The sequence below is a fragment of the Dactylosporangium sp. NPDC000521 genome (assembly GCF_042898305.1).
Taxonomy (GTDB): Bacteria; Actinomycetota; Actinomycetes; order Mycobacteriales; family Micromonosporaceae; genus Dactylosporangium.
Window position 1 is genome coordinate 248,750 of sequence record NZ_JBIAYW010000007.1, and the last position, 13,680, is coordinate 262,429.

The following is a 13,680-nucleotide window of genomic DNA, read 5'->3' on the forward strand; positions in this document are numbered from 1 at the left end:
AGGAGGAGTCGTGGAGCCACGGTCCGGGTGTCCGATCAACGCCGCCGTCGAGGTGCTCGGGGACCGCTGGTCGCTGATCGTGCTGCGCGACGTCATCTTCGGCGACCGCCGCCACTTCCGGGCGCTGCTGACCGGGTCGATCGAGGGCATCGCTTCGAACATCCTCGCCGACCGGCTGGTGCGGCTCGTCGAGGCGGGCATCCTCACCCGCGGCACCGCGTTCCGGGGGCAGCGCGCCCGGTACAGCCTGACCGAAGCCGGCATCCAGACGCTGCCGATCATCTACGCCCTCGGCAACTGGGGGCTCGACTGGCGCCCGGGCAGCGACGAGCTCCGCAGCCGGCAGCAGCTCATGCGTGACGAGGGTCCGGGGTTCATCGAGGAGCTCATGGACGAGCTCCGGGAGCGGCACCTGGACGCCCCGCCGAAGCAACGCAGTGGCCCGGGACCCCTCGATCGCCTCAACGCCGTGTACGCCGCCTCCGCCGCTGAGCAGGAACGCCTCGGCGCGGCCGGTCAACAGGACTGACAAGACGAACCGTTCGAACAATGTACAAGCCCCCCAGCCGCCGGTGTTACTGGGTGAAGGACGTTCCTCGCCGGTGAGGGGAGAGCGTGGTGGCTCTGTCGTTCGAGGTGCAGAATGAGGCCGCTGGACGGGTGCTCATCGTGCTGCACGGCATGCTCGACAGCCATGGGGTGGCGGTGTTCCACCGTGCCCTCGCCGCGGCGCTGGAGTGGTATCCGTCGCTGGTCGGCATCGACCTGACCGAGGTCTCGTTGATCGACTCCGCCGGTGTGGGCGCGCTGGCGGCCGCGTTGCGCGTCGGCGGGCAGGTGGGGTACCGGCTGGTCGTCGCCGCCGTCAGCGCGACCGCACACGAACGCCTGCGGCGCAGCGGCCTGGCCGACTCCTTGGACGTCGCCGGGCGGGAGCCGCCAAAGCGGCCAAGGTACCCGTGAGCCGGACTTCGCTACCCGACGTGGACGTGCGGCCGGTGGATGCGGTCGGGCTCCTGCCGGCGCAGCACCTCGCGGGTGACCGGTGCGACCTCGCCCTGTCCGAAGATCAGGAAGCGGAGGAAGTTGACGGCCGGGTTGCCTTCCGTCCATTCGAAGTAGATGTGCGGGCGCCGGCCCGTGCGGTCCCGGATGCCGAGCAGCAGCGCCGCGATCGCACCCGCGACGGCCGGATTCTCCAGGGCGAGGACGCGGTAGCGGCCGTGCATGACCTCGCCACGCACGACGACGGCGGACGCGAAGTCTGAGGCGTCGGTGATGGACACCTCGACGAAGATCACGTCGGCGGCGTCGGGGATGTCGTTGTCGGCCTGGATCTGATGGAGCTTCTCCCGGTAGTCGACCGCCGCACGCCGCGCGGGCTCCTTCGCGACCAGGCGGATCGTACGCCGGGCGCATTCGTGGATGAAGGTGCTGGCGGTCGCGTCGAACCGCAGGTCGGTCACCCGGAGCTCGAACGACCGGTTGATCCGGGACAGCACCGACACCACCACGATACCGACGATGAAACACGCCGCGATCTTCACCCCGTCCGGGCGTTCCACGATGTTGGCGATCGTGGTGTACGTGAGGACCGCCGCGATGACCACGAACGACGTGAACGTGCGGTGCTGGCGGTGCCGGTGGGCGGACAGCGCGGCGGCGACCGCGGCCGAGGTGATCAGGACGAGGACGCCGGTGGCGTAGGCACCGCCCTGGGCGTTGACGTCGGCGCCGAAGTAGAGGGTGATCGTGACGGCGATGATGAGGAACACCAGGACCAGCGGCCGCACCGCACCGGCCCAGTCAGGCGCCATGCCGTAGCGGGGCAGGTACCGGGGGACCAGGTTCAGCAGACCGGCCATCGCCGACGCGCCGGCGAACCAGAGGATGGCGATGGTGGACAGGTCGTACACGGTGCCGAAGAGCGGACCGAGGTGCTCGTGCGCCAGGTACGCCAGCGCCCGGCCGTTGGCCTTCCCGCCCGCCTTGAACTCGGCCGGCGGGATCAGGACCGTGGTGACGACGCTGCTGGTGAGCAGGAACGCGCTCATGATCAGTGCCGCCACGGTGAGCAGCTTCCTGGTGTCACGGATCCGCCCGGCCGGCTCCTCCTCGCTGTCGCCCGGGTCGCCGCGCACGTGCGGCATCACCGCCACCCCGGTCTCGAACCCGGACAGGCCCAGCGCCAGTTTCGGGAACACCACCAACGCGATCGCCACGACCAGCAGCGGATTGCCGTGCCGGGCGGTCAACGCCGCCGCCCAGTCGGTGACCGCCGAGGGGCGGGTCACGATCAGCCACAGGCCCTCGACGACGACGACCACGTTCAGCGTCAGGTACAGCCCGACGATCGCGACCGCGATGCCGACCGCTTCGGTGAACCCGACGAGGAACACCGCACCGAGCAGCGCCAGCAGCACGAGGGTCACCAGGACCTCGTGGTCGCGCAGCGCCGCCGGCCAGAACGGGTTCTCGTCCAGGTGCGCGGTGGCGTCGGCCGCGGACAGCGTCATCGTGATGATGAAGTCGGTGGCGGCGAACCCGAGCAGGACCAGCACGAACAGCTTGCCCTGCCAGAACGGCAGCAGCCGCACCAGCATCGCGATGGACCCTTCACCGTGCGGGCTCTCCTGCGCGACCCGCCGGTACACCGGCAACGCGCCGAGCAGCGTGACCAGCACCAGCACCACCGTCGCCACCGGCGACAGCAGCCCGGCGGCGAGCGCGGCGATCCCCGGCTGGTAGCCCAGGGTGGAGAAGTAGTCCACACCCGTCAGGCACATCACCTTCCACCACGAGTGCCGGCGGTCCGCGGCCGGCCTGGCGCCCGGCCCCGCGTGCTGCAACGAACGGTCGTTGATCCCCGACAGCAGCCAGGCGCGGACCTTGTCCATCACGGCGGGCCACTACCCGGCAAGCCCTGAAGTAGTAGCCGATGACGGATGACTACTCCTCGGCGTCGGTGTCGTCGTCGGTGGGTGGGGCGGGCAGCGCCAGTTCCGCCCGGGCGGCGGCGCGGTAGCCGGCGACGGCGTGGTAGACGAACGCGCACGTCGGCACCGCGACGACGGCGCCCGCGATGCCGGCGAGGAGGGTGCCCACGCCGATCGCGAGCAGCGTCACCACCGGGTGGAGGCGGACCGCCCGGCGCATCACCAGGGGGTGCAGCAGGTGGCCTTCGAGCTGCTGGACGAGGAGGACCGCGGCCAGGACGAGCAGTGCGGTGGTCGGGCCGCGGGCCACGAAGGCCACCGCCACGGCGACCGTGCCGGCGACGGTCGCTCCGACGATCGGTACGAACGCAGCGATGAAGGTCAGCAGGACCAGGGCCAGGGCGAGGGGCACCCGCAGCACGACCAGCGCGATGCCGATGCCGATCGCGTCCACCAGCGCAATCACGACGATGCCGCGCACGTACCAGGTGACGGAGTGCCAGCCGGCCGCCGCCGCGGCCGTGACCCTGGTCCGCCGGTGTTGTGGCACGAGCGTGGTGGCCCGCTGCCACGCTGTCGGTCCGTCCCGGAGCACGAAGAACAGCAGCAGCAGGGTCAGCACGCCAGCGGTGAGGATCTCGGCGGCGTTCGCCGCTGCCGCCGGGCCGGGGATCGCGCTGCGCAGCGCCCGCTCCCCCGCGTTCGTCAGTTCCGTGATCTGCCGCTCGTCGAGGTGCAGCGGTCCGGACACCAGCATGTCGTGCAGCCGGCGCAGGCCGGCGGCCAGCTGCCGCCGCAGGTCGCTGAACTGGCTCAGGACCCGCACGCCGATCAGCACCACGCTGCCGAGCAGGACGAGCAGGAGCAGCAGCACCGTCAGCAGCGAGGCCAGCCAGGCGGGCAGTCGCAGCGCCCGCAACCGCCGGGCCAGCGGCCCGAGGAGCGCGCTGAGCAGCAGCGCCGCCACGATCGCCAGGACAACGGGGGCGATCACCACGAGGAGGCGGATGAGCGCGTAGATGCCGGCGCCGACGACGAGCAGGCATCCGATCACCGCGGCGGCGGTCAGCAGCCATCCGGGCACACGAGCGGCCAGCCGCACCGAGTCCGGTCGCATGGTGTCGCGGTACCCCGCCCGGAGTCTCCGAATCCCATACCCGCGCGGCGCGCCGTTTCGAGGCCTCGCCGAGGGGTAGCCGCCCCGGCCACAGGCGAGCGTGGAGGTCCGCATGCGCAAACGGCTCATCGCGACGGCGGCGGGTGTGTCCGCGGCCGTCGTGGCGCTGCACGCCGGTCCCGCGGTGACGGCGCTGCCCCTGGCGCGCCGGCACCTGCGGGCGCTCAACGGCGTCGGCCGCCCGGGCACCGTCGCGCTCACCCTGGACGACGGTCCCGACCCCGCGTCCACGCCGGCCTTCCTGGGATCGCTGGCGCGGCTGCGCGTCCCCGCGACCTTCTTCGTGCTCGGTGCCATGGCGGCGAGGGCACCCGGCCTGCTGCGCCGGATCCAGGAGGACGGGCACGAGATCGGGGTCCACGGCTGGACCCACCGCGATCACCTCCGGATGACGCCTGGCCGCGTCTACGACGAGCTCGCCCGGACGGCCGATCTGATCCTCGGCACCTGCGGGGTCCGGCCCGCCTGGTTCCGCCCGCCGTACGGGATCCTGTCCGCGGGGAGCCTGCTCGCGGCGGCCCGGCTCGGCCTGCGCCCGGTGCTCTGGAGCGCCTGGGGCCGCGACTGGGAGGCTGGCGCCACCCCCGGCACGGTGCTCGCCCACCTCCGGTCGGGAGGCATCCACGGCGGCGCCACCCTGCTGCTGCACGACAGCGACTGCGCGGCGGCGCCGGGCGCCTGGCGGTCGGCCCTCGGCGCGCTGGGCGCGGTCGTCGGCGAGTGCGAGCGGCAGGGACTTCGACTCGCCCGGATGAGCCACCACGTTGCCTGACGGACTGCCCCGTGCAAAGGGCGACGGGGCGAGGTGCGAGCCAGACGCCGCGCCGGGCAGCCGCAAGCTGCGGTGCCGGTTATGAGCGCGTGATTGCGGGTAGCGCGCCGCCATGCGCGGCATGGATCTCTTCGCGGTGTTGCAAGCCACCTCCGGCGCTGGGGCGGATGCCTGACATGAGCAGTGCGACAAAGGCACCGGCGGAACTGCCCGTCCCGCTGGAGGTGCGCGCCCGGGCCGAGAACTTCCCGGTCGCGCTGCGGATCCTGCCCAGAACCACCCGTCGGCACCTGCTGGCGCTGTACCGCTACGCCCGGTTCGTCGACGACCTGGGTGACGAGCCGGTCGTGGGCGTGACCGCGGCCGACCGGACGGCGATGCTCGACGTCTTCGAGACGGAGGTCCGCCGGATGTACGACGGGCAGCCGGTGCAGCACCCGGTGCTGTGCGCGCTCGCCCCCACGGTGGAGGCGTGCCGGCTTCCCGCCGGGCCACTGCTGCGGCTGATCGAGGCGAACCGGGTCGATCAGGTCGTCACCCGCTACGCCACCGTCGAGGAGCTCGTGCGGTACTGCTCGCTGTCGGCCGACCCAGTCGGCGAACTGGTCCTGCACGTGTTCGATCAGGCCGGCCCGGCGCAGTTGCAGCTGTCGGGCCGCATCTGCACCGCGCTGCAGGTCGTCGAGCACCTGCAGGACATCGCGGAGGACCACCGGCGCGGCCGCGTCTACCTGCCCGCGGCCGACCTCGACCGGTTCGGCGTCCCCGAGACCGACCTGGCCGCGGCCACGGCGAGCGGTGCGCTGCGGGCGGTCGTCCGGTTCGAGGCCGATCGCGCGAAGGCGTGGCTGGACGCCGGTGCACCGTTGCTGACGACGCTGCACGGCTGGGCCCGGGTGGCGGTCGGCGGCTATCTCGCCGGTGGGTACGCGACGTTGCGGGCGCTGGAGCGCTGCGGGCACGACCCGCTGCCCGCGCCGCCACGGCCCCGCAGGCGGGACATCGCGGCGTCCTGGCTCGCCGCGATGGTCAGGAGCGCCAGGTGAGTGCGGCCGCGACCGTCGACGAGGCATACCGGCGGTGTGAGGAGATCACCCGCCGGGACGCCCGCAACTTCTCCTACGGCATCCGCCTGCTGCCGGCGCACAAGCGGCGCGCGCTGTCCGCCGTGTACGCCACCGCCCGCCGGATCGACGACATCGGCGACGGCGGGCTGCCCTCAGACGAGAAGCTGGCCCGGCTCGACGGGGTCCGCGAGTCGCTGCACCGCCTGCCGGAGACGGCCACGGACGACCCGGTGCTGCTGGCCCTGCACGACGCCGCACGGCGGCTGCCCATCCCGCTGGAGGCCTTCGACGAGCTGATCGACGGCTGCGCGGCCGACGTCCGCGGCACCACCTACGCCACCATCGACGACCTGCTGTGGTACTGCCGGTGTGTGGCCGGCTCCGTCGGGCGCCTGTCGCTGGGCGTGTTCGACACGGGCGCGCCCGGCCGGGCCGCCGAGCTGGCCGACGGGCTGGGCATCGCCCTGCAGCTGACCAACATCCTGCGCGACCTGCGGGAGGATCGCTGCAGCGGCAGGGTGTACCTGCCCAAGGACGACCTCGACCGGTTCGGCTGCAACCTGGAGCTGGAGGGTGACGGCTTCGCCGACCCGCCCGACCGCTTCAGCGCCCTCGTGCGCTTCGAGGCCGAGCGTACCGAGCGGTGGTACGAGACCGGCCTGCGGCTGCTGCCGATGCTGGACGCGCGCAGCGCCGCCTGCACCGCCGCCATGGCCGGCATCTACCACCGGCTGCTGGCCCGCATCGTGAGCGATCCGATGGCCGTGACCCGGAAGCGGCTGTCCGTGCCGCCCAGGACGAAGGCCATGGTCGCCGTCCGCGCGCTCGCCCGGCGGACGGCATGACGCCGGGACCGGCGGCGGACGCCGGCCGCCAGGTGTGCGTCGTCGGCGGTGGGCTCGCGGGCATCACCGCCGCCGTCCGCCTTGCCGACGCCGGGCACCGGGTGACGCTGCTCGAGCGGCGCGGCGAGCTCGGCGGGGCGACGTACTCGTTCGACCACGGCGGTCTCGTCGTGGACACCGGGCAGCACGTGTTCCTGCGCTGCTACGAGCGGTACCGTGCCCTCCTCGACCGCCTCGGCAGCACCGGCCTGACACAGCTGCAGCCGCGGTTCTCCGTCCCGATCCTGTCGCCCGGGCGGGCGCCGCACGTGCTGGCCCGCGCGCGCGGCCTGCCCGCCCCGGCCCACCTGCTCCCGGGCCTGGCCGGGTACTCCCTGCTGGACGTGCGGGAGCGGTGGCGCGCGATCAGGGCGGCCAACGCGCTGCGCGCGGTGGACCCCGACGATCCGGGCAACGACCGGATCAGCTTCGGCGGCTGGCTCGCGGAGCACGGCCAGGGTGCCCGCGCGGTGCACCGGCTGTGGGACCTGATCACCGTCGCCGCGCTCAACACGCCCGCGGAGCAGGCGTCGCTGGCCCTCGCCGCGCGGGTGTTCCGGACCGGGCTGCTGGAGCGGGCCGACGCCGGTGACATCGGGCGTCCGACCGCGCCGCTGTCCAGCCTGCACGGCCGGCCCGCGCTGCGGCTGCTGACCCGGCTCGGCGTGCGGGTGGACACCGGGAGCCGGGTGGAGCGGGTCGAGCCGGACAGCGCCGGGTTCCGGCTCGCGATCGGCGGCGCCGGCGGTCGCGCGGGCCGGGACGAGCTCGTCGCCGACGCGGTCGTCCTGGCCGTTCCGCACCCCGCGGCCGCGCGGCTGGTGCCGGCCGCGGCCTGCGAGGACCGGGCCGGCTGGCAGCGGCTGGGCAGCGCCCCGATCGTGAACGTCCATCTGCGCTACGACTCGGTCGTCACCCGGCTGCCCTTCGCCGCGGCGGTCGAGTCCCCGGTTCAGTGGATCTTCGACCGTACGCCGCCGTCGATGTCCGGCGGCCAGTACCTCGTGGTCTCGATCTCCGCCGCGGACGACACCGTCACGGTGCCCGCCGGGCGGCTGGCCGCCACCTACGCCTCCGCCGTCGCCGGGCTCTTCCCGGCGGCGCTGCCGGCGCGGGTCCTGGAATCGTTCGTCACCCGCGAGCCGCACGCCACGTTCCGGCAGGCTCCCGGCACCCGCGCACTGCGTCCCGGTGCGGCGACCCGCCTGCCCGGCCTCGTCCTGGCCGGCGCGTGGACCGACACGGGATGGCCGGACACGATGGAGGGCGCGGTCCGCAGCGGTCACCGCGCCGCCGACGTCGTGCTCGCCCACCTCGTGTCTTCGAACCGAAACCTGGAGGGCACACGTTGACCATCGCACCCGTTGCCTGTCTCGATCAGGTACCTGCCCTGGTCGAACCCCGGATCAGGGACCTCCTCGGTCGCCTCGATCCCCGCAACCGGCGCGTCGGCGCCTACCAGCTGGGCTACTGCGACGCCGACGGGGCACCCACCGCCGCCGGCGGCAAGGGCATCCGCCCGGCCCTGGCCCTGCTGTCGGCCCGCGCCGCGGGTCAGCCGCCCGAGCGGGGCACGGCCGCCGCCGCCGCCGTCGAGCTCGCCCACAACTTCTCACTGCTGCACGACGACGTCATGGACCAGGACACGATGCGCCGCCACCGCCCCACCGCGTGGGCGGTGTTCGGCACCGCCGCCGCGATCCTCGCCGGCGACGCCCTCATGGTCCTCGCGCATGACGCGCTCGCCGGCGACGACGGGCCGGGCAGCGCGCAGGCGGCCCGGCGGCTGGACGCCGACGTGCACCGGCTGATCGCCGGGCAGGCCGCCGATCTGGAGTTCGAGCGCCGGGACGACGTCAGCCTCGACGAGTGCCTCGCGATGGCCGCCGACAAGACTGCGGCGCTGATGTCCTGCGCCTGCACGCTGGGGGCGCTGCTGTGCGGCGCGCCCGCGGCGCTGACCCAGGGCCTGTCCCGCTTCGGCACGCACCTCGGGATGAGCTTCCAGCTCGTCGACGACCAGCTCGGCATCTGGGGCGAGCCCGCGCGCACCGGCAAACCGGTCGGGTCCGACCTGCGGGCGCGCAAGAAGACGGTGCCGATCGTGCACGCGCTCACCTCCGGCACCGCCGCCGGCGACGCGTTCCGGTCGCTGTACGCGTCCGCGCACGAGCTGCGGGAGGCCGACCTCGTGACCGCCGGCCGGCTCCTGGAGGAGTCCGGGTCCCGGGACTGGGTCCAGGACGAGGCCGACCGGCACCTGGCCCGCGCCATCGACGAGCTCGCCGCCCTCGGCCTGCCCGCGGACGTGCACGGCGACCTGGTGGACCTCGCCCGCCTCGTGACTGGACGTGACCACTGATGACCCAGGTGCTGACGCAGGTCCCGGCCGGCGACGAGCTCTTCGACCAGGCCAGGGACGGCCTGGACCGGGCGACGGCGCACCTGCTCGGCCTGCAGGACGCGGCCGGCTGGTGGAAGGGCGAGCTGGAGACCAACGTGACGATGGAGGCCGAGGACCTGCTGCTGCGCCGGTTCCTCGGGATCTCCGACGAGCAGCTGACCGCGCAGACGGCCCGCTGGATCCGCTCCCGGCAGCTCGACGACGGCGCCTGGGCGACGTTCCACGGCGGGCCGGGCGACCTGTCCACCACCATCGAGGCGTACGCGGCGCTGCGCCTCGCCGGCGACGAGCCCGACGCGCCGCACATGTCGGCGGCCGCCGCGTTCGTCCGCGCCCGCGGCGGTGTCGAACGCAGCCGCGTGTTCACCCGCATCTGGCTGGCGCTGTTCGGCGAGTGGCCGTGGCACCAGGTGCCCGCCATCCCGCCGGAGCTCGTCCTGCTGCCCGCCTGGATGCCGTTCAACGTGTACGACTTCGCGTGCTGGGCCAGGCAGACCATCGTGCCGCTGTCGGTCGTGCGGGCCACCCGGCCCGTCCGGCCGCTGGGCTTCTCGCTGCCCGAGCTGCGCACCGGGCGGCGGCCGCCGCCACCGCCGCCGCTGTCGCGCCGGGCCGGCTGGCTGCACCGTCTCGACCTGGCCGCGCGCGGCTACGAGCGGGTCGCCGCCCGCTCGGTGCGCCGCCACGCGCTGCGCCGTGCCGCCGAGTGGATCGTGGCCAGGCAGGAGGCCGACGGTTCCTGGGGCGGCATCCAGCCGCCGTGGGTGTACTCGCTCATCGCCCTGCACCTGCTCGGATATCCGCTCAACCATCCGGTGCTGCGGGCCGGGATCGAAGGACTGGAGCGCTTCACCGTCCGTGAGCAGACCCCCGACGGGACGATCCGCCGGTTGGAGGCGTGCCAGTCGCCGGTGTGGGACACCGCGCTCGCGGTCACCGCGCTCGCCGACGCGGGGCTCCCGGACGACGATCCCGCGCTCGCGCGCGCCGGGAGCTGGCTGGTGGCGGAGGAGATCACCGCCCGCGGCGACTGGGCCGTGCGCCGCGCGGACGTCCCGCCGAGCGGGTGGGCGTTCGAGTTCGACAACGACGGCTACCCCGACACCGACGACACAGCCGAGGTGATCCTGGCGCTGCGGCGCACCCCGCTGCGGGACCATGCCGTGCTGGACCGGGCCACCCGCTGGCTGGCCGGCATGCAGTCACGCGACGGCGGCTGGGGCGCCTTCGACGCCGACAACGACCGCGCGATCGTCGCCGAGCTGCCGTTCTGCGACTTCGGCGAGGTCATCGACCCGCCCAGCGCCGACGTCACCGCCCACATCGTGGAGGCGCTGTGCGCCCAGGGCCTGACCGGCTCGGCCGTCACCCGCGGGGGCGTGCGATGGCTGCTGCGGGCCCAGGAGGCAGACGGTTCCTGGTTCGGCCGGTGGGGCGCCAACCACGTGTACGGCGTCGGCTGCGTCGTCCCCGCCCTGGTCGCCGCCGGCATCCAGCCGCAGCACCCGGCGGTCCTGCGCGCCCTGGACTGGCTGCTGCTGCACCAGAACGGTGACGGCGGGTGGGGCGAGGACATGCGCTCCTACGACGACGTGACCATGCGCGGGCGCGGGGTGTCGACCGCGTCGCAGACCGCCTGGGCGCTGCTGGCGCTGCACGCCGCCGGTCAGCATCGCGCGCCCGCCGCGCGCCGGGCGGTGGCGTGGCTGCTGCGCACCCAGCGCCCCGACGGCACCTGGGACGAGCCGCACTACACCGGCACCGGCTTCCCGGGCGACTTCTTCATCAACTACCACCTGTACCGGCTCGTGTTCCCGATCAGCGCCCTCGGCCGCGTGCTGCGGGACACCCCACAGGAGGACCGATGAGCACGCCGGAACGGCAGCGGACGGATGGTGACTGGGTGCTCTGCGGACCGATGCGCATGGAAGCGGCGGCGCTGCGCCGGGCCCTGCCCGGCCCGGCCGGCACCGTCCTGCACACCGGGGTCGGGCGCCGCCGGTCCGAACGGGCCACCCGCTCGGCCGCGATGACCGGCGCCGGGGCACTCGCCGTGGCCGGTGTCGGCGGTGGGCTGGACGCGGCGCTGAAGCCCGGCGATGTCGTCGTGGCCACCGAGGTCCGCGCCGCCCCGTGGGTCACCGGTCCGCAGCCGGCGACGACCGTGCTCCCCGCGGCCGGCATGCTCGCGGGCACGCTGCGCCGGCAAGGGCTCACCGTCCGGACCGGCCCGGTGGTCAGCACGGAGCGGCTGGCCCGGGGAACGACCCGGGACCGGCTCGCCGCCACCGGTGCGCTGGCCGTGGACCTGGAGTCGGCCTGGCTGCTCGCCGGGCCCGCAGACCGGCCCACAGACCGGCCCGCGGCCTGCGTGCGGGTCGTCGCCGACACCGGTGCGCTGCTCCAGCCGGGCACCCTGGGGCAGCTGCGCACGGCGCTGGCGGCCCTGCCGGCCGTGGCCGCCGGACTGGACGAGTGGGCGGCGGCCACCACCGTCCGCCGGGTCGTGCTCGCCGCACCCCGTTCGTTCTGCGCCGGGGTGGAGCGCGCCATCCTCGTCGTGGAACGCGCCCTCGAGCTGCACGGACCGCCGGTGTACGTCCGCAAGCAGATCGTGCACAACACGCACGTGGTCGCGGACCTCGCCGCACGGGGCGCGGTCTTCGTCGACGACGTCGAGGACATCCCGGAGGGAGCCGTGACCGTGTTCTCCGCGCACGGCATCTCGCCCGCGGTCCGGTCCGCCGCCGCCACCCGGCGGCTGGCCGCCATCGACGCGACCTGCCCGCTCGTCACCAAGGTGCACAGCGAGGCCCGCCGGTTCGCCGACCACGGCGACACCATCCTGCTCATCGGGCACGCCGGTCACGAGGAGACCGACGGCGTGATCGGCGAGGCGCCCGACCGGATCCGCCTCGTCCAGGACGTCCGCGACGCCGAGCGGGTGCGGGTCGACGACCCGCGGCGGGTGTCCTACCTGGTGCAGACGACCCTCGCCGTCGACGACGTCGCCGACATCGTCGCGGCGCTGCGGGACCGGTTCCCCGACCTGGCCGCGCCGCCGTCGGACGACATCTGCTACGCCACGACCAACCGGCAGCGCGCGGTGTCCGAGGTCGCCGCCGGCTGCCAGGCGATGATCATCGTCGGCTCCGCCAACTCGTCGAACTCCCGCCGCCTGGTCGAGGTCGCCGAACGTGCCGGGACGCCCGCCTACCTGGTGGACGGCGAGTCTGGCATCGACCTGCGGTGGCTTGCCGGAGTCCACACCGTCGGCGTGTCCGCCGGCGCCTCGGCACCGCCCGTGCTCGTCGACGAGGTGGTCGGCGCGCTGTCCGGGCTCGGTGCGCAGGCGGCCCACGAGCACACCGCGGTGAGCGAGGACGTCCGGTTCATGTTGCCCAAGGAGGCACGACAATGAGCATTCCCCTGCGGCAGCGGATGCGGATCGGCCGGTACCTGGTCGCCCAGAAGCTGCGACGCCGCGAGAAGTTTCCCCTGCTGGTCGAGCTGGAGCCGCTGTTCGCCTGCAACCTCAAGTGCGCCGGCTGCGGCAAAATCGAGCACCCGGCCGACATCCTCAAGCGGCGCATGCCCGTCGAGCAGGCACTCGCCGCGATCGACGAGTGCGGCGCGCCGATGGTGTCCATCGCCGGCGGCGAGCCGCTCATGCACCCACAGATCGACACCATCACCGCCGAGCTCGTCAAGCGCAAGAAGTACGTGTTCCTGTGCACCAACGCGGTCCTGCTGCCGAAGAAGATCGACAAGTTCCGGCCGTCGCGGTACTTCTCGTTCACCGTCCACATCGACGGCCTCCGGGAACGGCACGACGCCTCCGTGTGCAAGGACGGCGTGTTCGACGAGGCCGTGGCCGCCGTACGGGAGGCGCAGCGGCGCGGGTTCCGCGTCACGACCAACACGACGTTCTTCAACACCGACACCCCGCAGACCGTCATCGACGTGCTCGACCATCTCAACGACGAGCTGCGGGTCGACGAAATGATGATCTCCCCGGCGTACGCCTACGAGAAGGCCCCGGACCAGGAGCACTTCCTCGGGGTCGAGCAGACGCGTGAGCTGTTCCGCAAGGCCTTCGCCGACGGCCGGCGACGACGCTGGCGCCTCAGCCACTCGCCGCTGTTCCTCGACTTCCTGGAGGGCCGGGTCGACTTCCCGTGCACGGCCTGGGCGGTGCCGTCGTACTCGCTGTTCGGCTGGCAGCGACCCTGCTACCTGATGGCCGACGGATACGTCAAAACGTACCGGGAGCTGGTGGAGACCACGGACTGGGAGCGCTACGGCCGCGGCCGCGACGCGCGCTGCGCCAACTGCATGGCCCACTGCGGCTACGAGCCGACGGCCGTGCTGGCGACGATGTCGTCGCTCAAACAGTCGCTGCGGGCCCTGCGGACGGGGTGAGCCGCACCGGGGAGGGCG

Annotated in this window: 12 protein-coding genes; 10 read left to right on the plus strand and 2 right to left on the minus strand. The window is 73.6% G+C overall.

Translation table 11 applies throughout. The features are described 5' to 3' along the window. Window positions 1-10: 10 nt before the first annotated feature. Both ACFY3L_RS24090 and ACFY3L_RS24095 read left to right on the plus strand, forming a co-directional pair. Entirely contained in the window at window positions 11-529 is a 519-nt protein-coding gene (locus ACFY3L_RS24090; protein WP_389328032.1) for a winged helix-turn-helix transcriptional regulator, read from the plus strand. Between the two features lie 89 nt (window positions 530-618). Continuing rightward, window positions 619-963 carry an STAS domain-containing protein gene (locus tag ACFY3L_RS24095; RefSeq protein ID WP_389328035.1) on the plus strand — a complete coding sequence of 115 codons (345 nt, stop codon included), beginning with the start codon at window positions 619-621 and terminating at the stop codon, window positions 961-963. 11 nt (window positions 964-974) lie between these two features. Here the strand turns inward: ACFY3L_RS24095 and ACFY3L_RS24100 are convergent, their stop codons facing one another. Continuing rightward, a complete protein-coding gene (locus ACFY3L_RS24100) occupies window positions 975-2,897 on the minus strand; it encodes an amino acid transporter (protein ID WP_389328846.1) in 1,923 nt (640 codons plus the stop codon). Between the two features lie 52 nt (window positions 2,898-2,949). After that, window positions 2,950-4,053, minus strand: coding sequence for an AI-2E family transporter (locus ACFY3L_RS24105; RefSeq protein ID WP_389328038.1), 1,104 nt, complete (start codon window positions 4,051-4,053; stop codon window positions 2,950-2,952). 112 nt (window positions 4,054-4,165) lie between these two features. Here ACFY3L_RS24105 and ACFY3L_RS24110 point away from each other — a divergent pair, with 112 nt between their 5' ends. From ACFY3L_RS24110 to hpnH, 8 genes are all read left to right on the plus strand, one after another. Then, entirely contained in the window at window positions 4,166-4,885 is a 720-nt protein-coding gene (locus ACFY3L_RS24110; protein ID WP_389328041.1) for a polysaccharide deacetylase family protein, read from the plus strand. Between the two features lie 176 nt (window positions 4,886-5,061). After that, window positions 5,062-5,931: a squalene synthase HpnC gene (gene hpnC, locus ACFY3L_RS24115; RefSeq protein WP_389328044.1), complete on the plus strand. Its 870-nt coding sequence runs from the start codon at window positions 5,062-5,064 to the stop codon at window positions 5,929-5,931. Next, window positions 5,928-6,797 carry a presqualene diphosphate synthase HpnD gene (gene hpnD, locus ACFY3L_RS24120; protein ID WP_389328047.1) on the plus strand — a complete coding sequence of 290 codons (870 nt, stop codon included), beginning with the start codon at window positions 5,928-5,930 and terminating at the stop codon, window positions 6,795-6,797. Before hpnC ends, hpnD begins: the two co-directional genes overlap by 4 nt. Next, window positions 6,794-8,188: a hydroxysqualene dehydroxylase HpnE gene (gene hpnE, locus ACFY3L_RS24125; RefSeq protein WP_389328050.1), complete on the plus strand. Its 1,395-nt coding sequence runs from the start codon at window positions 6,794-6,796 to the stop codon at window positions 8,186-8,188. The genes hpnD and hpnE overlap by 4 nt, the downstream gene beginning before the upstream one ends. Then, complete coding sequence (locus tag ACFY3L_RS24130) at window positions 8,185-9,198, plus strand: polyprenyl synthetase family protein (RefSeq protein ID WP_389328053.1); 1,014 nt, start codon at window positions 8,185-8,187, stop codon at window positions 9,196-9,198. The genes hpnE and ACFY3L_RS24130 overlap by 4 nt, the downstream gene beginning before the upstream one ends. Next, window positions 9,198-11,108 carry a squalene--hopene cyclase gene (gene shc / locus ACFY3L_RS24135; RefSeq protein WP_389328056.1) on the plus strand — a complete coding sequence of 637 codons (1,911 nt, stop codon included), beginning with the start codon at window positions 9,198-9,200 and terminating at the stop codon, window positions 11,106-11,108. Before ACFY3L_RS24130 ends, shc begins: the two co-directional genes overlap by 1 nt. Beyond that, complete coding sequence (gene ispH / locus ACFY3L_RS24140) at window positions 11,105-12,661, plus strand: 4-hydroxy-3-methylbut-2-enyl diphosphate reductase (protein WP_389328059.1); 1,557 nt, start codon at window positions 11,105-11,107, stop codon at window positions 12,659-12,661. The genes shc and ispH overlap by 4 nt, the downstream gene beginning before the upstream one ends. Then, complete coding sequence (gene hpnH, locus ACFY3L_RS24145; protein WP_389328062.1) at window positions 12,658-13,662, plus strand: adenosyl-hopene transferase HpnH; 1,005 nt, start codon at window positions 12,658-12,660, stop codon at window positions 13,660-13,662. The genes ispH and hpnH overlap by 4 nt, the downstream gene beginning before the upstream one ends. Window positions 13,663-13,680 lie beyond the last annotated feature (18 nt).